The sequence below is a fragment of the Mycobacterium sp. IDR2000157661 genome (assembly GCF_022317005.1).
Classification (GTDB): domain Bacteria; phylum Actinomycetota; class Actinomycetes; order Mycobacteriales; family Mycobacteriaceae; genus Mycobacterium.
The window spans coordinates 4055259-4080138 of sequence record NZ_CP081006.1 but is presented as its reverse complement, the minus strand read 5'-3'; the positions used below and the strand labels follow the sequence as shown (position 1 = coordinate 4080138).

Annotated in this window: 23 protein-coding genes and 1 tRNA gene; 9 read left to right on the top strand and 15 right to left on the bottom strand. The window is 65.6% G+C overall.

All coding sequences use genetic code 11. The features are described from left to right. Nucleotides 1-23 precede the first annotated feature (23 nt). Nucleotides 24-97, bottom strand: a tRNA-Pro gene (locus tag K3G64_RS20935). A gap of 209 nt (nucleotides 98-306) precedes the next feature. On the opposite strand from K3G64_RS20935, the gene K3G64_RS20930 reads away from it, so the two are divergent. Next, a complete protein-coding gene (locus tag K3G64_RS20930) occupies nucleotides 307-1005 on the top strand; it encodes a dihydrofolate reductase family protein (RefSeq protein WP_238887024.1) in 699 nt (232 codons plus the stop codon). A 24-nt stretch (nucleotides 1006-1029) separates the two neighbouring features. Here K3G64_RS20930 and K3G64_RS20925 read toward each other — a convergent pair whose 3' ends face one another. The 3 genes from K3G64_RS20925 to K3G64_RS20915 all read right to left on the bottom strand — a co-directional run bounded on the left by K3G64_RS20925 (nucleotide 1030) and on the right by K3G64_RS20915 (nucleotide 2213). Beyond that, complete coding sequence (locus K3G64_RS20925) at nucleotides 1030-1506, bottom strand: hypothetical protein (protein WP_238887023.1); 477 nt, start codon at nucleotides 1504-1506, stop codon at nucleotides 1030-1032. Nucleotides 1507-1533: 27 nt separating this feature from the next. Beyond that, nucleotides 1534-1788, bottom strand: coding sequence for a hypothetical protein (locus K3G64_RS20920; protein WP_238887022.1), 255 nt, complete (start codon nucleotides 1786-1788; stop codon nucleotides 1534-1536). 191 nt (nucleotides 1789-1979) lie between these two features. Next, nucleotides 1980-2213: a hypothetical protein gene (locus K3G64_RS20915; RefSeq protein WP_238887021.1), complete on the bottom strand. Its 234-nt coding sequence runs from the start codon at nucleotides 2211-2213 to the stop codon at nucleotides 1980-1982. A 221-nt stretch (nucleotides 2214-2434) separates the two neighbouring features. Between K3G64_RS20915 and K3G64_RS20910 the strand changes: the two genes are divergently transcribed. Then, nucleotides 2435-3736 carry an acyltransferase family protein gene (locus K3G64_RS20910; RefSeq protein WP_238887020.1) on the top strand — a complete coding sequence of 434 codons (1302 nt, stop codon included), beginning with the start codon at nucleotides 2435-2437 and terminating at the stop codon, nucleotides 3734-3736. Here the strand turns inward: K3G64_RS20910 and K3G64_RS20905 are convergent. Together K3G64_RS20905 and K3G64_RS20900 are read right to left on the bottom strand one after the other, a co-directional pair. Then, nucleotides 3681-6551, bottom strand: a complete 2871-nt coding sequence (locus K3G64_RS20905) for an MMPL/RND family transporter (protein WP_238887019.1) — start codon at nucleotides 6549-6551, stop codon at nucleotides 3681-3683. The two genes, K3G64_RS20910 and K3G64_RS20905, sit on opposite strands and share 56 nt — an antisense overlap. 118 nt (nucleotides 6552-6669) lie before the next feature. Further along, nucleotides 6670-7107 carry a hypothetical protein gene (locus tag K3G64_RS20900; protein WP_238887018.1) on the bottom strand — a complete coding sequence of 146 codons (438 nt, stop codon included), beginning with the start codon at nucleotides 7105-7107 and terminating at the stop codon, nucleotides 6670-6672. A 432-nt stretch (nucleotides 7108-7539) separates the two neighbouring features. Here K3G64_RS20900 and K3G64_RS20895 point away from each other — a divergent pair, with 432 nt between their 5' ends. Then, the gene (locus tag K3G64_RS20895) at nucleotides 7540-8838 is read left to right on the top strand and encodes a DUF7159 family protein (protein WP_238887017.1); all 1299 of its coding nucleotides are present in this window, start codon (nucleotides 7540-7542) and stop codon (nucleotides 8836-8838) included. A gap of 12 nt (nucleotides 8839-8850) precedes the next feature. Here the strand turns inward: K3G64_RS20895 and K3G64_RS20890 are convergent, their stop codons facing one another. The 5 genes from K3G64_RS20890 to K3G64_RS20870 form a co-directional block, all read right to left on the bottom strand. Then, a complete protein-coding gene (locus K3G64_RS20890; protein WP_238950886.1) occupies nucleotides 8851-9252 on the bottom strand; it encodes a DUF5078 domain-containing protein in 402 nt (133 codons plus the stop codon). A 61-nt stretch (nucleotides 9253-9313) separates the two neighbouring features. Continuing rightward, nucleotides 9314-9640 carry a DUF732 domain-containing protein gene (locus K3G64_RS20885; RefSeq protein ID WP_238887016.1) on the bottom strand — a complete coding sequence of 109 codons (327 nt, stop codon included), beginning with the start codon at nucleotides 9638-9640 and terminating at the stop codon, nucleotides 9314-9316. Then, entirely contained in the window at nucleotides 9637-12543 is a 2907-nt protein-coding gene (locus K3G64_RS20880) for an MMPL/RND family transporter (RefSeq protein ID WP_238887015.1), read from the bottom strand. Before K3G64_RS20880 ends, K3G64_RS20885 begins: the two co-directional genes overlap by 4 nt. Next, nucleotides 12540-12968 carry an MmpS family protein gene (locus K3G64_RS20875; RefSeq protein WP_238887014.1) on the bottom strand — a complete coding sequence of 143 codons (429 nt, stop codon included), beginning with the start codon at nucleotides 12966-12968 and terminating at the stop codon, nucleotides 12540-12542. The genes K3G64_RS20880 and K3G64_RS20875 overlap by 4 nt, the downstream gene beginning before the upstream one ends. Nucleotides 12969-13134: 166 nt before the next feature. Beyond that, nucleotides 13135-13731 carry a TetR/AcrR family transcriptional regulator gene (locus K3G64_RS20870; RefSeq protein WP_238887013.1) on the bottom strand — a complete coding sequence of 199 codons (597 nt, stop codon included), beginning with the start codon at nucleotides 13729-13731 and terminating at the stop codon, nucleotides 13135-13137. A gap of 53 nt (nucleotides 13732-13784) precedes the next feature. Here K3G64_RS20870 and K3G64_RS20865 point away from each other — a divergent pair, with 53 nt between their 5' ends. From K3G64_RS20865 to K3G64_RS20840, 6 genes are all read left to right on the top strand, one after another. Continuing rightward, nucleotides 13785-14621, top strand: a complete 837-nt coding sequence (locus tag K3G64_RS20865) for a mycofactocin-coupled SDR family oxidoreductase (RefSeq protein ID WP_238887012.1) — start codon at nucleotides 13785-13787, stop codon at nucleotides 14619-14621. Nucleotides 14622-14657: 36 nt separating this feature from the next. After that, nucleotides 14658-15872: a cytochrome P450 gene (locus K3G64_RS20860; RefSeq protein WP_238887011.1), complete on the top strand. Its 1215-nt coding sequence runs from the start codon at nucleotides 14658-14660 to the stop codon at nucleotides 15870-15872. 49 nt (nucleotides 15873-15921) lie between these two features. Next, nucleotides 15922-16158 carry a hypothetical protein gene (locus K3G64_RS20855; protein WP_238887010.1) on the top strand — a complete coding sequence of 79 codons (237 nt, stop codon included), beginning with the start codon at nucleotides 15922-15924 and terminating at the stop codon, nucleotides 16156-16158. Between the two features lie 122 nt (nucleotides 16159-16280). Next, nucleotides 16281-17345, top strand: coding sequence for an amidohydrolase family protein (locus tag K3G64_RS20850; RefSeq protein ID WP_238887009.1), 1065 nt, complete (start codon nucleotides 16281-16283; stop codon nucleotides 17343-17345). Nucleotides 17346-17454: 109 nt separating this feature from the next. Beyond that, nucleotides 17455-18807, top strand: coding sequence for an aromatic ring-hydroxylating oxygenase subunit alpha (locus K3G64_RS20845; RefSeq protein ID WP_238950885.1), 1353 nt, complete (start codon nucleotides 17455-17457; stop codon nucleotides 18805-18807). Further along, a complete protein-coding gene (locus K3G64_RS20840; RefSeq protein ID WP_238887008.1) occupies nucleotides 18801-20462 on the top strand; it encodes an FAD-binding protein in 1662 nt (553 codons plus the stop codon). The genes K3G64_RS20845 and K3G64_RS20840 overlap by 7 nt, the downstream gene beginning before the upstream one ends. Nucleotides 20463-20474: 12 nt before the next feature. Here the strand turns inward: K3G64_RS20840 and K3G64_RS20835 are convergent, their stop codons facing one another. The 4 genes from K3G64_RS20835 to K3G64_RS20820 are packed head-to-tail and all read right to left on the bottom strand — an operon-like array spanning nucleotide 20475 to nucleotide 24822. Beyond that, the gene (locus K3G64_RS20835) at nucleotides 20475-21323 is read right to left on the bottom strand and encodes an enoyl-CoA hydratase-related protein (protein ID WP_238887007.1); all 849 of its coding nucleotides are present in this window, start codon (nucleotides 21321-21323) and stop codon (nucleotides 20475-20477) included. 9 nt (nucleotides 21324-21332) lie between these two features. Next, complete coding sequence (locus K3G64_RS20830; RefSeq protein ID WP_238887006.1) at nucleotides 21333-22553, bottom strand: CaiB/BaiF CoA transferase family protein; 1221 nt, start codon at nucleotides 22551-22553, stop codon at nucleotides 21333-21335. Further along, a complete protein-coding gene (locus tag K3G64_RS20825; protein ID WP_238887005.1) occupies nucleotides 22550-23668 on the bottom strand; it encodes an acyl-CoA dehydrogenase family protein in 1119 nt (372 codons plus the stop codon). Before K3G64_RS20825 ends, K3G64_RS20830 begins: the two co-directional genes overlap by 4 nt. After that, nucleotides 23665-24822 (bottom strand): acyl-CoA dehydrogenase family protein, encoded by a 1158-nt coding sequence (locus K3G64_RS20820; protein ID WP_238887004.1) that lies wholly within the window; start codon nucleotides 24820-24822, stop codon nucleotides 23665-23667. Before K3G64_RS20820 ends, K3G64_RS20825 begins: the two co-directional genes overlap by 4 nt. Nucleotides 24823-24880: the final 58 nt, after the last annotated feature.

The following is a 24880-nucleotide window of genomic DNA, read 5'->3' as shown; positions in this document are numbered from 1 at the left end:
ACCACAATGCGTCGATGATTGCGTCGGGCTGACAGGATTTGAACCTGCGACCACTTGACCCCCAGTCAAGTGCGCTACCAAACTGCGCCACAGCCCGCAATGCCGCCAAGCAACCGGCGGACGCGATGAACCATACCGCAGCGTCGGACAATGCCCCGCAATGAGCCCAATTTGTGCCCGTAGCGCACGACACCAGGGTCACGTCGAGCACCTAAAACGTCCCCTGCGGGCGCCGCCACGCCGATGAATCTGAGTTCACCTATAGGTCTACCTTCTGACCGAGATCGCCGACCATCGGGAGTAGGCATGGGCCTCGTCCACATCGAACTCTTCGCGACCCTCGACCTCGTCGGGCAGGCGCCGGGCGGACCCGACGAGGATCCGGCCGGTTTCCCGTTCGGTGGGTGGCAGGCACCCCTGTTCGACGAGGCTTGCGGTGAACAGGTCGGCGCCGCGTATGAAGCCACGGACGCCCTGCTGCTCGGCCGTCGGACGTACGACATCTTCGCTGCGCACTGGCCGCATCGGCAGAGCGGCCAGGACGACGAGATCGCCGCCATCTTCAACCGTGTCCCGAAGTACGTGGCGTCCCGCGGCAGGCCCGACCTCTCATGGGCAGGCTCCACGCAACTCGCTCCGGATCTGCCCGGCGCCGTCCGCGAGATCCGCGATCAGCACGAGCATGTCAGCGTCGTCGGCAGCCTCGACCTGGTCCAGACGCTTCTTCGCGAGAAGCTCTTCGACCGCCTCAATCTCTGGGTGCATCCGATCGTTCTCGGGGTGGGCAAGAAAGTCTTCGATGGTGGCGAGGTGCCCACGAACCTCACGCTCCTCGGTCAGCCGGTCGCCAGTCCTATGGGAACGGTTTACCTACGCTACGGGCTGGCCGACGGGATACCTGCGACAGGAGACATGAGCGCGAGCGATCGCGGTTTTCGGCCACCGTTAGGCGCTGGTTGTGATGTCTACGACGAACGGCCGTTTCCGGCCCTGACCGCCCAGTGATCATCCCGGTTCTATTCCCGGCCGCTAAGCCGGCGCCGTCGCAGGTGCGATCCTAGTCACGGTCAATTCGTTGAACCCGTTGTAGGCGTTGCCATCACAGATCCCCGGTTCGTAGTAGGAGCGAACGCCGGAACCGGTCGCGGCATCCCATACATAGTTCATCGGCAGGTTGTGCTGTGAACCGTCTTCACATGTCAGGGCATTGGGTGTGTCGACGCCCTGGATCATCCACCAACCGACCTGCCAGTAGGCGTTCGCACTCCACCCCGGATACTCCCGCGCGGTGTCGCCGGCGCCGTACTCGGTCACATGGACGCACTGGACCGAATCGTCCTCACACGGCGTGACGACCCACGTCGTCGTGTCCCACGGATACACGGCGTCGTATGTACCTACCGCGTTCGCCGATATCTCGTCTGCACTCGCCGGGCCGGCCGTCCCGACCGCAACGACCACACCCGCGGCCATCCACGCCGCCCAGAACCGCTTTGTACGCGTCACCGTCGCCCCCATGGAAGGCAGTATGCCTCAGTCGCGGTCCCGGCTCTCCTCATCAGAGTCAACGTCATGAGAGCCACCGCCGTCATCCGAATCGTCGCCATCGTCCGAATCGTCGTCGTCGGAGTCATCGTCCGAATCGTCGTCGCTCGAAGCACCTGTGTCGGCCGAATCCGCTTTGTCGGCGTATTTGTTCAACAGCGAGGCGAGTTCGCGCGCTTCCTCCGGTTCCAGCTTGTCCCTGAAGAGTTGTTCGTCGTCCTCGCTGCGGCGTTCCAGGTACACCGCATCGCCTTTGAAGCCGACGTCCCACCGGCCACCTTCACCGTTTTCCTGACCAACCATCGGATGCTGCCTCCCCCGGAATGAATGCGTGGATACTGCTAAGTACCCACCACCGCGTCAGGCAAATCGACGGCCCGCGTTCGGCGGCGCGACGGCCGGTCGGCGTGCGGCCCTATAGGTCACACAGCCGCTCAGCCGACCTTCTCTTTCGCTGCCCGAGATCGTGAGGCAATCGTCGTGCGGTCAGCCTCGGCGCCGGATCCGTCGGATGCCGTTTGGACTTTCCCGGCCCGCCGGCGGCGCCGCGTAGACCTGCGGGCGTAGCTGTCCTCGTCCATCGCGAGGCTGAGAATGAGCAGGGCCAGGAACCCGCCGATGAACACCAGCCGGAGCGTCGACTCGATACTCATGGTGTCGAAGGCCATGGTCGCACTCCTGAATCCGGTTGGTTGGTCAACGATCGCGAGGACCAACCGTCTGACGATGATGTCAATATACCAAACGATGCGAGATCGATGCAACTAATCGATGCATAATCGATGCAGATCGCGATATGCCCTGACATCGCCGTGGCGCGCTGTGACGACACGGCCTCTCGGGTGGTCCTACTCATCCGGTTCACGCCAGCGACCGGCATCCTTGAGGCATGCCGCTCACCAAGTCCCTGTCCGGCGCCGCCAAGCTCAACGCCGCGACCCCCGGCGACCGCGATCGCGCCGTCGACGTCGGCCGTCTCGGCGCGCTGCTCGTCGTCATCTTCGGTCACTGTGCGCTGCTGCTTGCCACCATCGAGGACGGCGGTGTGCGCATCGGAAACTCGCTGGGTGAGCTGCCCGCGGCCGCCCCCGTCACCTGGATTCTGCAGGTGATGCCGCTGTTCTTCTTCGCAGGCGGCGCGGCCGGCGCGTACGGCTGGCACCCCGGCTCGGCGTGGGGGACATGGTTGGTCAGGCGCGCGCAGCGATTGTGCCGACCGTTGTTCTGGTATCTGGCAGCATGGTCGATCGGTCTTGCGGTGGTCCATCTGACGCTTGGCGCCGAATCCGCCGCCGATCTCGGCCGAGAAGTGGTTGCGCTGCTGTGGTTCCTCGGCGTGTATCTCGTCGTGTTGGCGTTCGTGCCGGCCCTGACCCGTCTCACCTCGGGGCGCGCGGCCCTCGCGCTCATCGCCGCCCTGCTGGCCGCCGCCGGCGCCTTCGACGCGCTTCGGATCGTCGCAGGCAACGACCTGTTCGGGGTCATGAACTTCGTTGTGGTATGGCTCATTCCGATGGTGATCGGCGTGGCCTACGCCCGCAATCTCGTCACCGTACGGGCCGCGCTGCTCGGCGCCCTCGCCGCCCTGACCGCCCAAATCCTGCTTGTGGTGAGCGGACCGTACGAGGTCGCTCTAGTGGTGACCGGCATTGAGGAACTGTCGAACACCTCCCCGCCCACGCTGCTGCTCGGCCTGCACTGCACCTGGATGTCGTGCCTGTTCGTGGCCTCAGCGGGGCCGATCCGCCGGTGGGCCGAGAGGCCGCGCGTCTGGTATGTCGTCGCCACGGGCAACGGCGGTGCCATGACCCTCTACCTGTGGCACATTGTGGCGATCGCGATCGCGGCGTTCTCCCTGCACGCCGTCGGGCGCGACGCCTTCGACGTCAACGCGCCCGACTTCTGGGCCATGCTGGTGCTGCGGGCAGTTGTGTTCGCGGTGGTGATGGCCGTGATGTTCCGGCTGCTCTCGCCGCTGGAGCATCGCCGGCTGCCGTGGTGGGACGTGCCGGTTCAGGCCACCGGTGCCCGTTCCACCACCGCCGGGGTCCTGATCGTCGTCGCCGGCGTGGTGTTGACCCTGGTGGCCAAGCACGGTCTCACCGGCGCGACGGGATGGGCGCTGCTCGGCTTCTTCACGGCGTCGGCTGTCGCGGCGCGGGCCACGGCGCGGGTTTCGGTCTCGGCCTGACGATCTGCGGCCACCAGAACCACTTGCCCATCAGTGCTGCGATCGACGGCGTCATGAACGCGCGGATCACCAGCGTGTCGAACAGCAGGCCCATGCCTATGGTGGTGCCGACCTGTGCCACGACGGTCAACGAACTGACCGACATGGAGATCATGGTGAACGCGAACACCAAACCCGCCGCGGTGACGACGGAACCGCTGCCTCCCATCGCCCGGATGAGGGCAGTGTTGATGCCTGCCGGCAGTTCCTCCTTCAGCCGCGACACCAGCAACAGGTTGTAGTCGGCGCCGACGGCCAGCAGAATGATGACGGCCATCGCCATCACCATGAATTGCAGGTCGATGCCGAGGATGTGCTGCCACAACAGGATCGACAAGCCGAACGAGGCACCGAGCGACAACACGACCGTTCCCACGATGACCGCAGCCGCCACCACACTTCGCGTGATGAGCAGCATGATCGTGAAGATCAGCGCCAGCGCCAGGATCGCCGCGATCATCAGGTCGTAGGTGTTGCCCTCCTGCATGTCGCGGAATGCCGAGGCGGTGCCTGCGACGTAGATCGTCGAGCCCTCCAGCGGCGTGCCTTTGATCGCCTCCTTGGCGGCGTGCTTGATGGCATCGATGCGGTCGATGCCGTCGATGCTGAGCGGATCGCCCTCGTGTTGGACGATCATCCGGACCGCGTGCCCGTTCGGCGAGATGAAGTTCTCCATGCCGCGTCTGAACTCTTCGTTCTCGAAGATCTCCGGCGGCAGGTAGAACGTGTCGTCGTTCCACGAGTCGTTGAATGCGTCGCCCATCGCCGACTGGTTCTCCGACATGGCCGACTGCTGGTCCTGCAACCCGCCTTGGGTGGCGTGCATCGTCAGCATCATCGTCTTCATGGTCTTCATCGACTCGATCTGCTCGGGCATCAGCGCGATCAGTTGGGGCATCAGCGCATCGAGGCGTTCGAGATCGGGCACCAGTTGCTGGATGTCGTCGGTCATCGTGTTGAGACCGTCGATGGTGTCGAAGACCGACCGCATCGCCCAGCAGATCGGGATGTTGAAGCAGTGTGGTTCCCAGTAGAAGTAGTTGCGGATCGGCCGGAAGAAGTCGTCGAAATCGGCCACGTGATCACGTAATTCGGCGATGTCGATGGTCATGGTCTTGGTCTTCTCGACCATGCTGGACGTGGTCGCCGACATCTCGCCCATCAGCGACATCATGCGCGTCATCGTGTCGATGGTCGTCTGCATCTCGTCAGCCTGGACCAGCATGTCGTCCATGCGGTCTTCGAGGTACTTGCTGTTCAACTGCTGGTTCACGCCGCTGAGGCTCAGCTGCGCCGGAATCGTGCTGAACTCGATCGGCTTTCCGCTCGGCCGCGTGATGGTCTGCACCCGGCTGATTCCCGGCACGCGGAAGATCGCCTTGGCGATCTTGTCGATGACGATGAAGTCAGCGGAGTTGCGAAGGTCGTGGTCGCTCTCGATGAGCACCAGTTCCGGGTTCATGGTCGCGGGGGAGAAGTGCCGTTCTGCGGCCGCGAAGCCCTGATTGGCCGGCAGGTCCTGGGGCAGGTAGTTGCGGTCGTTGTAGTTCGGCCGGTAGCCGGGCAGGGCTAGTAGGCCGACGAGTGAGAGGGCGACCGTCGCCAGCAGGACAGGGCCGGGCCAGCGCACGATGGCGGCACCGATCTTGCGCCAGCCCCGGATGCGCATCGCACGCCTCGGCTCGAGGATGTTGCCGAACCTGCTGGCTACCGAGATGATCGCCGGTCCCAACGTCAGCGCCACCAATACGGCCGTGGTCATTCCCACCGCCAGCGGGACACCCAGCGACTGAAAGTACGGCAGGCGGGTGAACGAAAGGCAGAACGTTGCACCGGCGATCGTCATACCCGAGCCCAACACCACGTGCGCCGTCCCGCGGAACATGGTGTAGAACGCCGACTCGCGGTCCTCGCCTGTCGTGCGGGCTTCTTGATAGCGCCCGATGAGGAAGATCGCGTAGTCGGTCGACGCGGCGATCGCCAGCGTCACAAGCAGGTTTGTCGCGAACGTCGACAACCCGATGAGCTCGTGATAACCGAGGAACGCCACCGCGCCGCGCGTCGCCGCCAGCGCCAGGACCACCATCACCAACGTGATCAGCGTGGTCACTACCGACCGATAGACCAGCAGCAGCATCGTGATGATGACGGCGAACGTGACGTATTCGATGATGCGTACGCTGCGGTCGCTGGCGATCTGCTGGTCGGCCACCAACGCCGACCCGCCCGTGACGAAGACCTCGACTCCCGGTGGGGGCGCGAGGCCGTCGACGATCTGCTTGACCGCCTCCACCGACTCGTTGGACAGCGCCTCGCCCATGTTGCCGGCCAGGTAGGCCTGCACGTACACGGCCTTGCCGTCGGCGCTCACCGCGCCGGCCTCGGTGAGTGGGTCGCCCCAGAAGTCCTGGATGTGTTCGACGTGCCGGTCGTCGGCTTCGAGCCTGTCGACCAGTTCGGTGTAGTACCGGCGCGCCTCGTCACCCAGCGGCCGATCGCCCTCCAGGACGATCATCACCGCGCTGTCGGACTGGAACTCCTGGAAGACCTCGCCGACGCGCTTCATCGCGATCACCGACGGTGCTTCCGACGGGCTCATCGACACCGACCGCATCTGGCCGACGACTTCGAGCTGCGGCACAGTCACGTTGAGCACGCCGATCAGCAGGACCCAGCCGACAATGATCGGCAACGCCAGCCGCCGGATCCACTTGGCCAGTGTTGATCGTTTCGCGTGGTCGGTCCGCGCGCCCGGCTCCACGGTCGGAGCGCTCACCAGGCAGTCACCTCGGCGGAGCTCCTCCCTGCGGTGTTAGGTCCGCCTTAGTCCTACCAGACCGAGACCACCGAAAGCGAACGCAGTGACCGGTCGGCAGCGAACTCGACAGCCTGTCTTACCATTCCCGACTAAAGATAGGCGCGATGGATTCTATTTGCGCTGGACCGTCGAAACCGGACACGGGCAAAGGGCCGAGAGGAACTTTGGTGTGCAAGGGCGTCATGCGCCCACGTCCCTCCAGCAACGCGGCCAGCTCCGCGATTCTCGGGATGGCAGCGTGCAGCTGGCTTGCTAGATTGGCAGCGGCAACTGGATCGAGTTGAGCGGGCAACGAGTAACCCAACGGAGTTCGGAGGTCGTGCTGCCACGTACCGCTGGTGTCGTCGCGGATTAGCCGGCCGATGCAGGAAATGGCCTGCACATAATCGTGGATGATTTCGGATCCGTCGCCCTGATATGCGACACGATGTCTTCCGACACGGACGACCCCGGGCTTGCGCTCGACCATCGGCGTGTAGCCGGTGTGCTCGTTGTTTCCGAAGCGATCCCGCATCCACTCATCGCCATCCGTGACCGGGCCGTTCGCCGTGATAGCCGTAACCGGGGGTGCGTTACGGTTTCGCCGGCGGTACGCCCTCTGTCGGCAAGCGGTGGAGCAGTACCGGGCGTCTCGACGACCGGCGAATTCACCAGCACAGTTAACACAGGTTCGGCGGGCGTCGACCATGGCCGTAAGCGTAACCGTTACGGATAACTGTTACGTCACATTTACTGCGGCGCTGACCTGCGCTCCTGCTCGGCGTAAAACACCGCCCATCACATTCCGATCGCCAGACGAGTACCTCCTGTAACACTGGTCGCAGGAAGCCGATAACCGTTCAAGCGAAAAGAACGTGGCTTCTTCGACGTGTGACGAGGCCAAGAGCAAACTATGTCGGTCAGCTGACTGCTAGCCGGATCCGACGGCTCGACGAAGGTAGGCAGCATGAAGACGGTGTTGGGACTGTCGATGACATCGAACAGTGTCAGCTGGGTCCTGCTGGACGACCCCACGGCCGACGCCACCACCCTGGACCATGACCACTTCGACGTCGTCGGGGACACGGTGACCGACGGGGATATCACCAGGCACGAGTCGGCGGTACGCGGTGCTCAGGCCATCGCGGCCGCCAGCGGTCATGAAGTGATCACCGCCGCGGTGACCTGGACCAAAGACGTGGAGGCAAAGGCCGCACTGTTGTTGACATCGCTGGCCGACATGGGTTTCGAGACGGTGTGCCCAGTACCGCTGCCGGAAGCCGCCCGCGTCTGGGCTGGAACCTACGGCCGGGACCTTGGCTTGGACCGGTGCGCGGTGTGTGTGGTGGAGTCCGCGGCGGTCACCGTCGCGTCGGTCCTCGACGACACCGCCCGCACGGCGCGTACCCAGATGCGCGACAGCGCCGACGGCCTCGGCCGCTGGTTGAGCGAGTCGTTCGACAAGATGCGCGCCGAGCCGCAGAGCCTGCTTCTGATCGGATCGCGCGGTGACCTCGAGCTGATCGCCGGTCCGCTGGAAGAGGGGCTCCACGTTCCGGTCGTCGCATCAGACGACGCGCAGCTGGCGCTCGCGCGGGGAGCCGCGCTGAAGACGGCAGAAGCACCGGCGGTGTCGGCGGTCGGGAAACTCACAACGGTCCGCACCCGATATCGGCAGGCACGCCGGTACCGCTTCGGGCCGCGCTCCCGCGCCGCCATAGTCCTGGCAGCGGCCGCGTTCGCGTTGTTCGCCGTCGGCCCGGAACCGGCCGGGCCGTCCGAACCCGCGGACTCACAGAACTGGACGACCGCCGGCACGTCCGACCTCGCGCCCGCCGCGGACACGTCGACTTCGGCGATCAGCGTGCACGCCGTCCCGTCGCCCCGGGCCCTGACTGCCAGGCCTGCCTCGCCGGTCGTCGCCACAGCACCGGTGGCGGCGCCGGAGGTCGTTCCCGATGTAGTCACGGAACCGATGACCGAACCGCTCGTCCCTGCCGTCGAGGCGCCGGTCGAGGCGGTCGAGGCGCCGGTCGAAGCGGCGGCCGAGGCGGTCGAGGCGCAACCGGTCGCGGTCGCACCGGCACCGGTCACCGTTCAACCAGCCGCTGCGGCGCCTGCGTCGCACGGCGCGCAGACCGCGATGTCGCTGCCGGGGCCTTCGGGTTCGGCACCGGGGCCGGCCGGTCCGGCCACCCCGGCGAATCCTCTTCCGCAGGATCCGCTTACCGCAACGCTCAGCCCGATCTTGGGCGGACTGCCGTAGTCGTCCGCTCGACTACCAGGTCCAGACTGAGGGGTCGCTGACCGGGTAGTTCATGCAGACATCGGTGCCGTGCGCGGCGACGCCCTTGTTGTTGAAGAACAGCTTCGCCCAGTTGGGCCACCGCCACGCCATCTGCTCGTAGAAGGCGTCGGTCGCCGTCTTCTCGGAGTATTCCCGCCGGCCGGCGTAATCCATCGAGAAGAACCAGTAGATGCGGTCACGGGCGCCCTGCTGCACCTCGGGCGGCTTGTTCTTGTAGTCGATCATGTAGCGCTCGTAGTACACCGGGTCGGTGTCGCGCACCGCCGCCATGTACTGGTCGACGGTGCATGTCGTCTTCAGGATGCGGTTCGGGATCGGATAGTCGTCGGTGGCATCGGCGGCCGCGACGCCGGGGCTCGCCAGGAGCATCATCGCCGCGCAGCCGGAGGCGGCCAACCCTATGCCTGCTCTACGTAACACTTTTCACTCCTCGCTATCGCGCCTGGTCGAGTATCGGCGTCAGGTCGGGGCAGTAGTAGCGCAGCGCGGCGGCCAGGAATTGATAGGCCTGCTCGGTGCTGTTCTGACTGCGCTGCAGCTGATGCTGGATGAACTGCGCCGACTCGTGGGCGCTCGTGTCGAGGCCGTTGCGCTGCCGCTTGCAGGTGATCTTGCCGATCCAGGCGTTGAAGTCCTTCTGCCCGTATATGCCGTATGTGTGCAACTCGTTGGCGAAGTCGGTGTCCGGATCGGCTTGCGCCGGGACCGCGAACACCAAAGCTGCTGCCAGAGAGGCTATTCCGGCGATCACACGAGTCATGATTGGCCTCCCTTCGGACCTGCCGGCGTCATCTGCCGCGGCTTGGGCCACGGTACGGGCACTGGTCGTTCACGCACCCGCTGGGGCCACCAGAACCACTTGCCCATAAGCGCCGCGATGGCCGGTGTCATGAACGCCCGGATCACCAGCGTGTCGAACAGCAGACCCAAACCGATGGTGGTGCCGACCTGGCCGATCACGGTGAGTTCGCTGACGGCCATCGACATCATCGTGAACGCGAAGACCAGGCCGGCCGAGGTCACCACCGAACCACTGCCGCCCATCGCGCGGATGATGCCGGTGTTGATGCCGGCGTGCAGTTCCTCTTTCAACCGCGACACCAGCAGCAGGTTGTAATCCGCGCCGACGGCCAGCAGCACGATCACCGCCATTGCCATCACCATCCAGTGCAGTTCGATGCCCAGCAGGTGCTGCCACAACAGGATCGACAGGCCGAACGAGGCGCCGAGCGAGAGCACCACCGTGCCGACGATGACCGCCGACGCCACCACACTTCGGGTGATGAGCAACATGATGATGAAGATCAGTCCCAGCGAGGCGATCGCGGCGATCAGCAGGTCGTAGAGGCTTCCGTCGGCCATGTCCTTGAAGACGGCCGCGGTGCCGGCCAGATAGATCTTCGAACCCTCCAGCGGTGTGCCCTTGACGGCTTCCTTGGCGGCCTGCTTGATGTCCTCGATCTTGGCGATGCCCTCGGGTGTCATCGGGTCGTCGTCGTGACTGATGATGAAGCGCACCGACTTTCCGTCGGGGGAGATGAAGTTCTCCATGCCCTTCTTGAACTCCTCGTTCTCGAAGACCTCCGGCGGGAGGTAGAACGAGTCGTCGTTCATCGACGCGTCGAACGCATCGCCCATGGCAGTCGAGTTCTCCTGCATCGCAGCCATTTGGTCCTGCATGCCCTTCTGGGTGGCATACATGGTCAGCATCATGGTGCGCATCGTCTTCATCGTGTCGATCATCGGCGGCATCAGCGTGACCATCTGCGGCATCAGCTGATCGAGTCGCTGCATGTCGGGCAACAGGTTCTGGATGTCGTCGGTCATCGTGTTGATGCCGTCGAGGGTGTCGAACACCGACCGGAACGCCCAGCAGATCGGGATGTTGTAGCAGTGCGGCTCCCAATAGAAGTAGTTGCGGATCGGCCGGAAGAAGTCGTCGAAATCGGCGATGTGGTCCCGCAATTCGGCCACGTCGACGGTCATGTCCGTCATCTTGGCGACCATGCTGTGCGTCGTGGCCGCCATCTCCTTGGTGAGCGCCGACATCCGCTCCATGTTCTCGATGGTCTTGGACATCTCGTCGGCCTGCACGAGCATGTCGGCCATCCGGTCCTGAAGATACTTCTGGTTCATCTGCTGGGTGGTGCCCTGCATGCTGATCTGGAACGGAATGGAGGTGTGCTCGATCGGTTTGCCGTCGGGGCGGGTGATGGCCTGCACCCGCGAGATCCCCGGCACCCGGAACACCTGTTTGGCGATCTTGTCGATGACCAGAAAGTCCGCCGGGTTGCGCAGGTCGTGATCGCTCTCGATCATCAGCAGTTCGGGGTTCATCCGGGCAGGCGAGAAATGCCGGTCGGCGGCCGCGTAGCCCTCGTTCGCGGGCAGGTCGGCGGGCAGGTAGTTGCGGTCGTTGTAGTTGGTTCGGTAGCCGGGCAGGGTCAACAGACCGACCAGCGACAGCGCGATGGTCGCGACCAGGATGGGGCCGGGCCAGCGCACGACGGCGGCGCCTATCTTGCGCCAACCACGCACCCGCATCGCCCGCTTGGGCTCGAGGAGCTTGCCGAACCGGCTGGCCGTGGCGATGATCGCCGCGCTGAGCGTGAGCGCGGCCAGCACACCGACCGTCATGCCGATGGCCAGCGGCACACCCAACGACTGGAAGTAGGGCAGCCTGGTGAAACTCAGGCAGAACGTCGCGCCGGCGATGGTGAGTCCCGAGCCGAGCACCACGTGGGCGGTGCCGTGGTACATCGTGTAAAACGCCGACTCGCGGTCCTCGCCGGCCTCGCGCGCCTCCTGGTACCGGCCGATCAAGAAGATCGCATAGTCGGTGCCCGCCGCGATCGCCAGCGTCACCAACAGGTTGGTCGCGAATGTCGACAGGCCGATGATCTCGTGGAAGCCGAGGAACGCCACCACGCCTCGCGCCGCGGCCAACTGCAGCACCACCATCACCAGCGTCAGCACCACCGTGACGAGGGACCGGTAGACCAGCAGCAGCATCACGATGATCACCGTGAAGGTGAGCGCCTCGATCATCCGCATGCTGCGGTCGCCGGCGATGTGCTGATCGGCGGCAAGTGCCGCGGGGCCGGTCACGTAGGCCTTGACCCCTGGCGGCGGTTGCAGGCTGCTGACGATGTCCTGGACGGACTCGACGGACTCGTTGGCCAGCGCCTCGCCCTGGTTGCCGGACAGGTACACCTGAACGTAGGCGGCCTTGCCGTCGTTGCTCTGCGCGCCTGCCGCCGTCAGCGGATCGCTCCACATGTCCTGCACGCTCTGAACGTGCTTGGTGTCGGCCTCGAGCCTGTCGACCATCTGGTCGTAGAAGGCGCGAGCATCCTCACCGAGCGGCTGTTGACCCTCGAGGATGACCATCGCCGAGCTGTCGGAGTCGTACTCCTCGAAGACCTGGCCGACGCGCTTCATCGCGATCATCGACGGGGCCGACTCGGGGCTCATCGACACCGCGCGCATCTGCCCGACCGTTTCCAGCTGCGGCACGACGACGTTGAGCACCGCGATGAGCGCGATCCAGCCGATGATGATGGGGACCGCGAAGATGCGGATCATGCGCGGCACGAACGGCCGCTTGGCGTGCCGGGCGGGCGGGAAGGCGTCGGTGGGGGCTTCGTTCGTCGGAATGCTCATGCGGACTTCACAAAGCAGAAGGTCTGAGCGTTCACGCCCGTGGAGGTTCTTTCGTCCTTGACTACGTCATCGACGGTGATCCGGCAGGTGATGCTGCCGCCGTCGCCCTGGGCCACGATGTTGGGAGCGGCCGAGGGTGCCGTCGTCTGCAGCGTCAACGACCAGGGAAGCGCGGCCCCGTCAACGCGCTGCGGCCGGGCGTCGAGATCGAGATAGTTGATGTCGGCGTAGGAACCGGTGCCGAAGATCTCGTAGCGGATGACCTTCGGGTCGAACGGTTCGGGATCCTCCGCGAACACCTTGGGGGTGGTGATGATGCCCTCGGCACCGAAGAAGGTGCGAATCCGGTGAACGGTGAAGCCGGCGATGGCCACCACGAGCACGATGACGAGCGGGATCCACACTTTTCTGGCGACTCGGATCACTCCGACCGCCCCGACCCAATGCCACCCATGTACTTGCGCCCTCGAGTTTTCGTATCCGCCGCGATTCAGCTGTGCTTAAGTTAGCCCGTATAACTTCTCACTGAGCGATAGGTTAGCTCAAGTCATCGTGCTGCTGGTCACCACGACCGCGGCCGTGTGATCCGGGTCACCCCGCGGTGAGTTCGAATCGCTCCAGATAGTGCTCGACGAAAGCTTCGGCCTCAGCGTGACCACGGGTGATGCCGAGCCCGCGTTCTAGCAGCACGATACGGGCCAGGCTCGTGACGATCATAGACATCACGACCGGCGGAAAAGCCTCCACGTCGGCGCCGTGGGCCCGCATCGCCAGCGCCACCACGCTTTCCTCCACTGCGCCGAAGCGCTCGGCATATGCGGCGATCTCGCTGCGGATCGCTTTGCGGTGATTGGCCAGCGCCATGAACTCCATGAACAACCGGGCGCCGTGGGTGCTGTTGAGTTGCCACAGGGCGTGCAGCGGTTGGTCTGTCGCCACCGCTTCGCGCTGGCGGGCCAGGTTCGTCTCGGCGCCGGCACGCAGGACAGCCAGGAACAGGTCGTCCATGCTCGGGAAGTAGTAGTGCACCAGCGCGGGCTTGACGCCGGCCTTGGCTGCAACCCGCCGAGACGTCGCCGCCGCGTAGCCTTCTTCAAGCATGACTTGGGCGGTCGCTTCGATCAGCGCGGCCCGCGTCGCCGACTCGCGACCACCCCTTGACCGGCCCTCAACTGGGCTGCTAGACATGGCGCCAGCATATGTGTTGGGCGATCGCCCAACAAGTGAGGGGAGCGGCGTCGATGGCAGGTCGGGTAGCGGGCAAAGTCGCGTTCGTCACCGGGGCGGCTCGCGGACAGGGCCGTAGTCACGCCGTGCGGCTGGCGCAGGAGGGCGCCGACATCATCGCCGTGGACGTGTGCCGCGCCTTCCCGGATTCGCCGGCGGACGGTTCGACGCCCGAGGACCTGGCGCACACCGCGGACCTGGTCAAGAACCTCGACCGACGCATCGTGACCGCCGAGGTCGACGTCTGCGACTTCGAGGCGCTCAAGGCCGCCGTCGACGCCGGAGTCGAACAACTCGGCCGGCTCGACATCATCGTCGCCAATGCCGGGATCGGCACCGTCGGCACCAAACTGCACAAGATCCGCGAGGACATCTGGCAGGAGATGATCGACGTCAACCTCGGCGGGGTGTGGAAGTCGGTCAAATCGGGTGTCCCGCACCTTCTCGCCGGAGGACGCGGCGGCTCGATCGTCTTGACCAGTTCGGTGGCCGGCCTCAAGGCCTACCCCCATACCGGGCACTACACCGCGGCCAAGCACGGCGTCGTCGGGTTGATGCGGACGTTCGCCGTCGAACTAGGGCAGCACTCGATCCGGGTGAACTCCGTGCATCCCACGCACGTGAACACTCCGCTGCTGATGAACGACCAGACCTATCGGATGTTCCGGCCGGACCTGGACAACCCCGGCCCGGACGACCTCGCGCCGATCTGCCGCGGCTTCCACATGCTGCCGATTCCGTGGGTGGAAGCCGAAGACATCAGCAACGCGGTGCTGTTCCTCGCCTCCGACGAATCCCGATATGTCACCGGTGTTCCGCTGCCCGTGGACGCAGGCAGCTGCTTGAAATAGGGCTTGAACCAGGGCTTGAAACAGGGAAGGAAAACCATGACCGTCCGCCCGCACAGTGCCACCGACAGCGCCGTCTACTACGACCCGTATCGGGTGGACATCGTCGCCGACCCGTACCCGACGTACGCCCGCCTGCGCGAGGAAGCCCCGCTCTACTACAACCAGCAGTACGACTTCTGGGCACTCTCCCGCCATGAGGACGTCGAGCGTGCGCTGCTCGACTGGCAGACCTTCTCCAACAGCCGAGGCGACATCCTCGAGCTCATCCAGTCGGAGTTCGACATGCCCAAGGGCGTGATGATGATGCAGGATCCGCCCGTCCACACCATGCTGCGCGGCCTCATGTCGCGCGTGTTCACCCCACGCCGGATGGCGGCGATCGAGGACCAGATCCGGCAGTACTGCATCAACTGTCTCGACCCGCTGGTGGGCCGCGACCGGTTCGACATCATCGCCGAGCTGGCGGCCATGATGCCGATGCGGGTGATCGGCATGCTGCTCGGAATCCCGGAGTCCGAGCAGGTGTCGGTGCGCGACGCCAATGACGCGAGCCTGCGCACCAAACCCGGTTCGCCGATGAAGGTGGTGCGGGCCGACAAGATCGCCGACGGCAGCATCTACGCCGAGTACGTCGACTGGCGCGCCAAGAACCCCTCTGACGATCTGATGACCGCACTGCTCAATGTCGAGTTCACCGATGAGAGCGGGGTGACGCGCAAGCTCACCCGCAAGGAGGTGCTGCACTACACGCAGGTCGTCGCGGGCGCAGGCAACGAGACCACCGGGCGGCTCATCGGCTGGCTGGCCAAGGTGCTCGCCGAGCATCCCGACCAGCGCCGCGAGGTGGTGCGGGATCGATCGCTGCTGCCCCGGGCGGTCGATGAGACATTGCGCTTCGAGCCGACCGGTCACAATGTGGCCCGCCTGGTCACGACGGATTTCGAGGCCCACGGCCGCACCGTGCCGGCAGGCGGCGCGATGTTGTTGATGTTCGGGGCGGCCAACCGCGATCCGCGGCGCTACCCGAACCCGGACACGTTCGACATCCACCGCGACAACATCAGCCACATCACGTTCGGCAAAGGGGTGCACTACTGTCTGGGCGCCAACCTCGCCCGACTCGAAGGACGGGTCGCGCTCGACGAGTTGCTCAACCGGTGGCCCGAGTGGGATGTCGACACCGACACCGCCAGGCTGGCGCCCACGTCGACCGTGCGGGGATGGGAGCGACTGGACGTCGTGCTGCCCTGAACTGCGGGCGGGCTGATTAAGGCGGCCCGCTTCGGGGCAAACTCGAGGCATGAACAAGGCAATCCGTCGGTCGATGATCGTCGCCGCCGCCTCGGCCCCGATCACGGCAGTCTCTCTCATGATGTCGGCATCCGGTTCGGCCCAGCCACTGAACTGCCCGGACGGGTGGTGGGACCCCGTCGCCAATGTGTGTCGAGGCCCGGTGGCGACTGTCCCGCTGGCCTGTGCACCAGGCGAATACTGGAATCCGATCTCCAACGTCTGCCGGCCACTCGGCCAGTACTAGCCGCCTCGCTTCCTCTGATCCGGCTCGCCACCGCCGGCGAACCGAGTCGCGTCGGCGAATATGACCCGCGCCTCGAATGCGACGCGGTATCGCGCCCGGCAGCGTAGTTTTGGCAAACATCTATGCGGATCGTTGATGCCGATGGGCATGTCGCCGAAGGCGCCTCGCTGGCGGTCGAGGCGATGCGACGGTGGCCGCAACACATCGCCCCACGCACCGACGGCCTGGCCCTGGTGATCGAGGGCCGCGACTATCCGCAATCGTCCGGGCCGGGCGCCGGGTGTCCGACCGAGCACGGGCTGTCCTCCTCGCCCGGCTTGAACTGCTTTTCGGCCGAAGGTGTGCTCGGCAATGCCGATCGCGACCACATCGACACCATGGTGCTGTACCCCAGCCTGGGACTGTGCACGCCGACGCTGCGGCACCCGGAGTTGGCCGCCGGTTTCGCCCGTCTCTACAACCGCTGGGTCGCCGACTACTGCGCGATGTCGAACGGCCGGTTACGCGGCATCGCGGTGACGCCGATCGAACACGGTCACACGGCCGTCGACATCATGCGAGAGGCAAAGGATCTCGGGCTGGTGGCGACCCATATTCCGCCTGCGCTGAGCACCCGCAACCTGGACCATCCCGATCTTGACCCGTTCTACGCCGCCGCCGTCGATATGGACATGCCGCTGGGTGTGCACGGCGCTCCGGGCATCCACCTGCCGAAGATCGGCGTCGACCGGTTCACCAACTACATCCAGGTGCACTGCGTCAGCTTTCCGTTCGACCAGATGACCGCGATGACGGCGCTGATCTCCGGCGGCGTGTTCGACAGACACCCGCGACTGCGGGTGGCGTTCCTCGAAGCGGGCGTCGGTTGGCTGCCGTACTTCATCGAGCGCCTCCACGAGCACTATGAGAAGCGGGGTGATTGGATCGGCGAGGGCTGGCAACGGGAACCACAGGAGTACCTGGCGGCCGGCAACATCTGGGCGACTTGCGAATCCGACGAAGGGCAGCTGCCTGCGGTGATCGAGGCCCTCGGTGACGACTTCATCATGTTCGCCAGCGACTATCCGCACTGGGACGGAGATTGGCCGGAGAGCACGGCGCCACTGCGCACCCGCGCCGACATCGAGGACAAGAGCCGCGAGAAGATCGCCGGACTCAACGCGCAGCGCTTCTACGCGCTGTCGTGACTCATGGATGAGAAAGCGTTCTCCTGCCGAGTTGCTATTTTTGCTATTTTAGAGCTTCGCTGGTGGCATTCCGAACGCTGAGGCAGGAGGGCTGAGCGCAGTGCCTGACGTGGATTGGACGCCGCTGCCGGTGCCGTTGGCGGTCCAATCCGCCGATCGCATTCCCAAGCAGCGCTATTTCGACTCCGAGTTCTATGCGCTGGAAGCCGAGATGTTCTGGCCCCGGGTGTGGCAGATGGCGTGCCGTCTCGAGGAGATCCCGACGCCCGGAGACTTCGTCGAGTACGAGATCCTCGACCAGTCCGTCATAGTGGTCCGGGTCGACGAGTCGAACGTGCGTGCCTACTACAACTCGTGCCGGCACCGCGGGATGAAACTCGTCGAGGGCCGCGGATCGCGGCGCAGCTTCGTCTGTCCGTTTCACGGGTGGTGCTGGGGTTTGGACGGAGCCAGCACCTTCGTGCTTCGCTCCGATGAGTTCGACGAGAACAACCTCTGTGCCGAGGATCTCGCGCTCGCCTCCGTGCGGTGCGAACTGTGGGGCGGGTGCGCGTGGATCAACCTCGACGACGACGCCCCGCCGCTGCGGGAATGGGCAGAGCCCTTCGCGTCCCGGCACGACGAGTGGAACGTGGCGGCGCTGCACACCGAGTGGTGGAAGTCATGCCTGCTGCCGGTGAATTGGAAGCTGGCTACGGCGGCGTTCATGGAGGGCTATCACGTCCCACAGACGCACCCGCAACTGCTGCCGTCGGCCTTTCACCCCGACTCCGAATCGATTCATCCGGTCGTCCAGGCGAGCCTGTACTTCATGCGGACACTGGGTTCGGGCATGGGCGGTATGACGCACGAGAACGATCTGCGGGTCGCCGAGAGCCTTCGGGACATGGCGCTGCCTGACGACCCGGCCAAGGCGATGGCCGCCTGGCGCGGCGCGGTCAACGACGGTGTCACGCAGTGGCACCGGGCACGCGGCTGCGACTTCCCCGACCTCAACGACCTTGACCGGCGCGGTGTCATCGACCCGATCGGCTTCTGCTTTCCGCACTACTTCCTGCTGCCGCAGTACAGCAGCGCGGCGTCGTACCGGATCCGCCCCCTCGGTCCCGAGGAGACGTTGTTCGAGATCTGGTCTCTCACCCGGTATCCGAACGACCGGTCGCCGGGTAGACCCCTCCCGCCCGAACCGTTGCCGCCCGATGACCCGAGTTGGCCGACGATTCCCGCCCAGGACTTCACAAATCTGCCACGTCAGCAGAAGGGCCTGCATGCCCGAGGCTTCGAATACATGCGGTTGTCGAATCGAATCGAAGGTCTCATTTCGAATTTCGAACGTGTCATCGACGGTTTTCTCGCCGGCCTGCCGTCCGACCGACTGGTGCCCGCCATCCAGAAGACCAACACGACCATCGACGTGCCGATCGTCGATCTCGGCCTCAACGAACAGGTCTCGGCATGGTGACCTGGGACAGATCCGTCGACCTGCTGATCGCGGGCAGTGGGGGCGGGGGCATGGTCGCCGCGCTCGCCGCACTGGATGCGGGTATCGAACCACTGGTGGTAGAGAAACAAGAACTGGTCGGTGGGTCAACCGGGATGTCGGGAGGGATGATCTGGTTGCCCGACAATCCGCTGATGCGCGCGCAGGGCGTTGCCGATTCACCCGCCGAGGGCCTCGCCTACTTCGACGCGGTCGTCGGCGACATCGGCGAGGTCTCCTCGACGGCGCGGCGCGAGATGTTCCTGAGCGCAGGTTACGACATGGTCGACTTCCTGATCCGCAAGGGTGTGCGGATGGTGAGGTGTCCGGGCTGGAGCGATTACTACCCGAACCTCAAGGGCGGCAACGCCGCCGGACGCTCGGTCGAGGGCGTTCCGTTCGACTCGGCCGTACTGGGCGCGTGGGCCTCGAAGGTGCAGCCCTCGATGGCCAAGAACTACGGGTTCGTCGTCAAGACCAACGAACTGCGCGCCGTCCAGTACTTCAACCGGTCGCCGCGCGCCTTCGCCGTCGCGCTGCGGGTCTTCGCGCGCACCAGGATCGCGAGGCTGCGGCGGCGCGAGCTGATGACCAACGGCGCCTCCCTGATCGGCCAGATGCTGAAGATCATGCTCGATGACGGCGGGGAACCGCCGGTGTGGACGAACGCGGCGATGGCGGACCTCATTGTCGAGAACGGCCGCGTTGTGGGAGCGCGCGTGGTGTGCGACGGTACTACGCTCAACATCCAGGCGCGCAAAGGGGTTCTGCTGGCCGCCGGCGGATTCAGCCGCAATTCGGACATGCGCCGGCGCTACAGCGCCGATCAGCCCAATGACGGTAAGTGGTCGATCGCCAACGCCGGTGACACCGGGGAAGTACTCCAGACCGCGATGGGGCTCGGTGCGAGAACCGATCTCCTCGACGAGGCGTGGTGGCTGCCGATGGTGTTTTTGGCCGACCCGGGCGCAGCGTCGCTCGGATCGGGACGGCAACGACCGGGTGCCATCTACGTCGACGGGTCCGGCAGGCGATTCTGCAACGAGTCGAACTCCTACGTCGAGGTCGGCAAGGCGATGTATGCGAACAAGGCCGTACCGTGCTGGCAGATCTTCGATCAGGGCTACATCGGCAGGTACGTCTCGGGCGCCAACCCGCTCAAAAAGCGCACGCTGTCCGAGGAACTGATCACCCAGGGAGCGGTCAAACGGGCGGCGACCATCGCCGACCTGGCGCGCGAGATCGACGTTCCCGCCAACGCCCTGGAGGCCACGGTCAAGCGCTTCAACGACTTCGCCGCCCGCGGCCTCGATCCGGACTTCGGCCGAGGGCAGTCGGCTTACAACCGTTGCCTCGGCGATCCCGGTCACCGCCCGAACCCAGCACTCGGTCCGCTGAATTCGGCGCCGTACTACGCCACGCGAGTGTTTCCCGCCGACGTCGGTACCTGCGGCGGGCTGATCACCGACGAGTACGCGCGGGTTCTCGACGAGCAGGACCGCTGGATCGAAGGACTGTACGCGACCGGGAACATCACCGCGACCGTGATGGGTCGCAACTACCTAGGGGCGGGCGGGAGTATCGCCAACACGATGATCTTCGGCTGGGTCGCGGCCCGGCACGCTGCCTGCCGGTGACGGAGGCCATTCTCACGTCTGCTCGTCCTGAATGAAATCCCTTGGCGTGCGACCGGATTGGATCAGCTGAGCCCGTCGGTCCTGGACGTCGGTGGCCGCTCCCACCATATTGGTCAGGATGTGGCTGACCTGCAGGTGCACCCGCATTCCCATCAACTCGTAAGCGCGCTTGACGTTGTTCTTGACGGCCATCAGCGTGGTGAGCGGAGCAGTGCCGATGCGGCGAGCCATGTCCTCGACGGTGGCCTCGAGGTCGTCGCGGGGCACCACCTTGTTGAGCAGACCCCACTCCAGCGCCTCCTGGGCGGATAGCGTCGGCGCCAACAGCAGCCAGTCCATGGTGCGGTGCCAGTTCATCATCAGCCACGGCTCGATCATGGTGTGCCCACCGGGTTCCCCGAGACTCTGTGCCAGCGGCATCTGAAAGTACGCGTCGTCGGACGCGATGCAGAAATCGGTCAGTAACCCCAGATAGATGCCGCCGCCCATGCAGTAGCCGTGGATCTGGGAGATGGTGATCTTGGGGAACTCCCACAGGTACAGCGTCGGCCACAGGAACAGGTCGGCGGTTCCCTTGTAGAGATCCTCGAAGGTGTCCCCGAAATCCGGGTAGGGATTCTCGTCCGGACCCCATCGCGCGACGTGCCCACCACAGAAGCCCTTGCCGTTGGCTTTGAGGATGACGACCTTGATCTCCCTGTCGCGGTCGGCCTCGTGCAGGCATTGGTCGACCTCCTGCACCAGGCTGGCGTCTTTGGTGTTGGCCTTGTCCGGCCGGTTGAGGATGATGCGGGCGATCGGCGGCTCACGCTCGTAGATCACTGATTCGAGCATGCGCCGCTCGCTGCCGGACTCGGTCATCGGCCCCTCCTAGAGAATCGCGCCACTGTCCTTGGCCGCCGAGATGTCGTCCCAGTCGAGGTCGAGCTCCAGCAGGATCTCCTCGGTGTGCTGGCCGTGCTCGGGTGCACGCGTCGGCGCGGGCGGTGTCTCGTTGAACTGCACTGGCGCGGCCACGATCTGGTAGTCGTTGCCGTGATCGTCCACGTTGCCGACGACGTAGCCGTTGGGTCGAACCTGCGGGTCGCGGAGGGTCTCTCGCGGGGTCGCGAGGGGGGCCCACACCCCGGGCTCGTCGGCGAGCGCTTCCTTCCAATAGGCGAGGTCCTCTGCGGCGATGCGGTCGCCGACGAGCCTGCAAGCCTGCTCGGCGTTGGCGATCAGGTTACTCGACGGCACGAACCGCTCGTCGGTGGCGAGTTCCGGCAGGCCGATGCGGTCGCAGAAGCCCGCCCAGAACCGGTCCGGCTGCAGGAACACCAGTTGGATCCACCGCGCGTCGCGGGTCTTGTACCGGTTGACCAGTGGGTTGATTGCAAGTCCCGGCGGCGCCCCGGGGATGCCGTCGATGTCGAAGAGATCGGCCACCGAGATTGACGGGGCGATGGTCCACATCGCCTGCGCCAGAAGCGACGAGTCGACGATCGACGTCTCGCCAGTCCGCTCGCGGTGGAACAACGCCGCGCAGACCCCGCCTGCCAGGGTGATACCGCCCTGCAGATCGCCGAACCCCGGGCCCTGCACCGCGGGCGTCTCGGTGCCGAACGGCGTCATGGTGTAGGAAACGCCACCCCGCGAAAGATAGGTGGCGGCGTCGAAGCCGCCTTTGTCGCGGTCCGGTCCGCGCACCCCGGTGCCGGTTCCGCGCGCGATGATGATGTTGGGGTTGAACGACCGGATGTCCTCGACGGTCAGCCGGGCCCGTTCCAGCGCCCCGGGCAGCCAATTAGTCAGGAACACATCGGCGGTCGCGAGCAACCGGCCGAAGAGCTCGCGGCCGGTGTCGGACTTGAGGTCGACGGCGACGCTGCGCTTGCCGCGGTTGCCGATCTCCAGGATGAAGTCGATCTTGGCGCGGGCGTTGTCCTTGGTGAAACCGCCGATCACCAGCGCACGGCCGGGGTCACCGGCCTTGACGTCCTCGACCTTGATGACGTCGGCGCCCCAGTCCGCCAGCGCGGCTCCCGCGGACGGGACATACGTCCACGACGCCAGTTCCACGACGCGGACGCCGTCGAGTACTCCTGTCACAGCGGGTCTCCTCCTACGTCGGGTCGGGGTTCGGTGACCGCCGAGACCAGCCGCATGCCGACTTCCTCGAGGTATCGGTCGGCACCGCCGGCCATGGCGGCGAAACTGAGAAGCCGTTTGAGATACAGGTGTGCGTCGTGCTCCCAGGTGAACCCGATACCGCCGAACACCTGGATCGCGGTGTCGCCGACCCTGGTGAGCTGGGCTGCAAAGGCTTTCGCGCGCAGGGCGGCCAGATGCCGCTCTGCGGGCTCGGCTACGTCTGCGGCCCACAACGCGTGCGCCACACCGCTGCGCGCGAGTTCGACGGTTTCGTACATGTCCACGCACAGATGCTGGACCGCCTGGAAACCACCGATCGGCTTGCCGAACTGTCGGCGCACCTTGGCGTAGTCCACGGCCAGGCCTGCGACGGTGTGCGCAGCGCCGACCGCGTCCGCGGCGCAGGCGATCAGGACGTCGTCGAGGACGGCCTGTACCGCGTCGTCGGGTGCGTCCGCCAGCCGCCGCGCGCAGGCGCCGTCGAAGGTGACGTCGGCGAGCTTGCGGGTCGGGTCCACGTGGTGGCGGGGTACGACGGTCACGCCGTCGGCTGCGGCGTCGACCTCGAAAAGTGCCGAGCCATCGTCTTCGTCGGCTACCACCAGGAGCACACCGGCCGCGATGGCGTCGGGCACGGCGGTCGCGGTGCCGCGCAATGTGGTTCCCATTTGCACCTGGGGACGGGGGCCGTACAGCGCCGCCACCGTCACGACCGTCGACCCGTCGGCAACGGACCGGAGCAGGTGCTCGGCGTCCGCATCGGCGCCGAGACGCAGCAGCGCGCGGGGCGCTGCAACCGCTGACGACATCCAGGGTCCAGGGTTCACGGCCGCACCGAGTTGCTCGGCGACGACGCCCGCCTCGACCATCGAGGCCCCTGCGCCGCCGCACTCCTGCGGGACCAGAAGGCCGAGGGCCCCGAGGCCGGCCAGCCCCGCCCAGACCGCATCCGTCGTCCCGGTCGTGTCGTCGAGCATCGGCCGTACATGTGTCGCAACAGATGCCTTCTCGTTGAGGAAACGACGCACGGTGTCACGCAGGCTGAGCTGCTCGTCGGTGAGCTCGAGGTTCATGCGCGCGGCAATCCCAAAATGCGGGTGGCGATGATGCCCTTATTGATCTGAGTGGTTCCGCCTGCGATCGTTAGCGAGCGTGACGCCAGCCGCTGATCGGTCCACCGTCCGTCCGGGTGACTCGGTCCGAGTAGGTCGAACGCAAGCTCGGCGAGCCGCTGCCCGGCCTCGGCCCACACGCTCTTGGCCAGGCTCGCGGTAGACAGTCCGTCGCCGCCGTGCAACGAGGCCGATATCGCCCGCTTGCACAGCATTTCGAGGTAGTCGATGCGCACCGACAGCTCACCCATACGACGCAGGACGGACCGGTCGGTCAGCGGTGGACGGTCCTCGACCGTCACCTCGGCCAGATCCGCCACCAGATCCCGCAGTTGCAGCTGCAGGTGGGCGTACAGCCGAGCCGCGCCCGCCCGTTCGTGGCTGAGCGTGGTGGTCGCGACCGCCCAGCCGCCGTCGAGCGGGCCGAGCAGCGCATCGGCGGGGACTCGGACGTCGTTGAAGAACACCTCCGCGAAGTCGGATGCGCCGTTGAGGGTGACCAGCGGCCGCGCGTCGATGCCGGGAAGTGTCATGTCGACGATCAGGCAGGAGATGCCCTTGTGCTTGGGCGCGTCGGGATCGGTTCGGACGTAGAGCTGACACCAGTCGGCCCGATGCCCCAATGAGGTCCAGATCTTCTGGCCGTGGACCACGAAGTGGTCGCCCTCTCGAACGGCGCGGGTGCGCAGTGCCGCCAGGTCCGATCCAGCCTCCGGTTCCGACATGCCCTGACACCAGATGTCGTCGGCGCGGACCATGCGGGGGAGCAGGTCTCGCTTCTGCGCCTCGGAACCGTGGTGCATGATCGCCGGCGCGATGTTGTTCATACCGATCACATTGAGCGGCACCGGCGCTCGCGCACGCGTGGTCTCCTCGGCGTACACCAGCTGTTCGAGGACCGAGGCCCCGCGGCCACCGTAGTCCACCGGCCAGGACACCGCGCCCCAGCCCGCGTCCGCCACGGTGGCGTCCCAGGCCCGCAGCACATCGAACGCACCCGGATCGCGCCCACGTCGCCGGTTGGCCGTCACCACCTCGTCGGTGAGGTTCGCGGCCAGCCACGTCCGCAAATCCTTGCGGAACTGCTCCACATCGGGAGGGTACGAGAAGTCCACCAGGGTCCTGTTGGCTTGCAGAGCTGTTTTATCTATTTTTGTGAGTATAGCGAGCGCG